General features: G+C 40.6%; 1 pseudogene. It reads right to left on the bottom strand.

The features are described from left to right. Positions 1 to 1,281: pseudogene (locus ACQ76X_RS35885) on the bottom strand (hypothetical protein); the annotation flags it as partial. Positions 1,282 to 1,330: the final 49 nt, after the last annotated feature.

The following is a 1,330-nucleotide window of genomic DNA, read 5'->3' as shown; positions in this document are numbered from 1 at the left end:
AGCTATCGCAATATCCTTAACTTCTGCAACTTGGTCGGAAGAACCACGGATACGGGATGGAGTCGTTAATACTGCAGAACCGGTACCAGATATTCCTTTGTTATTCGCTCCAACGGCGTACAACTTATCATCTTTTATATACCAGTATGTGTTTTCTTTGCTACTAAACATAGCTTTAGTAACACCAGTTGCTATTTCAACCTTTGTTGCAAATGTTTTAGCATTAGCAGATGCGTTCCATACAGGAATATTGGTCCCTAAAGTATCCCAGGTGGACAGTGCTCCATTATCCAAATACAATCCTGTGTAAGTGTTCAGATCCGTATTTTTATTTGGATAGAATCTAGCCTTTGATTTGTCTAGAGGAAGAGCAGTTAATCCAGACAATGCTGTTATTTGTTTGTCATTTGCAATTGCTGTGTCAATGGATGAGAAGGTGTATGATTTGTCATCAACCTTTAACACGTAACGTCTGAAATTACCTCTATACCAGTCGTACTTAACGGGTGGATTCGTGTTTACTATATGCTGTTTGGCATAATTAGCGCCAGCCTCTGAAGTATCACCAAGATAAGAAACATCAACGTTCAAAGGGTCACTATACGCTGGGAAATTATCAATCGCAACCGGCTTAGCTGAGTCCAGAGACGATAATCCAAAAGAAGAGCCTACTAGATAAGCTTTATTACTAGTAAGTAGTACAACACCTTTCTCTGGTGCTGGAATTATTTTCTTCACGCCTAATATTGGATCGCCTGTAGCTGGATCAACGACCTCTATGGGAATAGCTCTATCCAGCTTCTCTCCACTACCTAACTGGCCTCCTGATCCTGTTCCCCAAGCCCATGTGAGACCATCTTCCCCAATTGCAAAGTAACTGGTCCCCGACTGAAGATTAGATGAATTACCTCCTACTACTGCAGTCTTAACTTTTATTTCGGATATTTTAGTTGTCGGGTACTTTGTACTCTTGTAAATATAGCCATCTGCACCTACAAAAGGGTAAGAGTCAATCTCTGTTTTACTAGGATATGGAGGGAACAGTGCAGTTGCTCCAGGTGGCATCTTCAAGAATATAAAATCACCGTCTAGATAGTACGTACTACCGTCGCTAAGGGTTATTTTGTTATAAAATGAGACGATATTATTAGTGTTATACGCAGCTTCATAATTCGTATTGTTACTTGAAAAGTTTTCTACTTTTACAATTTCGTTATAGCCAGCACCTTCGACTTTGGTAGTCTCGCCGGAGATGAATAATCCGGGAACTAGCAGAACCAAAGATAATGCCAACGCTCCCCATCGTTTGTGCTTTTTAGTTGACGCTTGA

The organism is Paenibacillus sp. IHBB 3054, assembly GCF_051594305.1.
In the GTDB taxonomy this organism is placed as follows: domain Bacteria; phylum Bacillota; class Bacilli; order Paenibacillales; family Paenibacillaceae; genus Paenibacillus_AQ.
The sequence above is the reverse complement of the archived record's forward strand: the minus strand, read 5'-3'. Positions and strand labels throughout refer to the sequence as shown.